Raw genomic sequence first — 519 nt, 5'->3', positions numbered from 1 at the left:
GACCTTTCCTGCGGGGATGATGCTGCTCTTGGCTGGTCGTTGGTTATGGCGGCGCTGGTTATCGGCAAAGTCTGAAGCTGGCTATGCGTTGTCGCAAGTTGTCGTTGTTGGCCAAAGCCAAGACGTTGACTACGTGGTCCGTCAGCTACAAAAAAATGCGGGACCTGCTTACAAGATATGCGGCTTGCTCTTCGACGGTTCACAAGGTGATCCCCGGATTGAAGAGTCTGTACCTACGTTCCATGGAATTGATAACCTGGAACAGGCCGTCCAATTTGCGGGTGCCGATTCGGTGATTATTGCTGGCTCCCTGCGCGGGGGCACCGGCGCGTTGAAAGAGCTGAGTTGGCGGCTGGAGAAGACACAGACGAATATCATCGTCGTATCTTCATTGACCAATGTTGCTGGACCTCGAATTAGCATGCGACCTGTTGAAGGTTTGCCTCTGATGCATGTGGACGTGCCAAGCTTTGCCGGCGGCCACCATGTGATTAAAAGAGCGATAGATATCGTACTGTC

Annotated in this window: 1 protein-coding gene; it reads left to right on the top strand. The window is 53.0% G+C overall.

The window, feature by feature from the left end; genetic code table 11:
- On the top strand, positions 1 to 519 hold a 519-nt coding region (locus tag B879_RS24370; RefSeq protein WP_040401702.1), incomplete at both ends, for a hypothetical protein.

It is taken from the genome of Cecembia lonarensis LW9 (assembly GCF_000298295.1).
Lineage (GTDB): Bacteria > Bacteroidota > Bacteroidia > Cytophagales > Cyclobacteriaceae > Cecembia > Cecembia lonarensis.
Note: the sequence above shows the minus strand (reverse complement) of the source record. Positions and strands in the feature narration are given on the sequence as shown.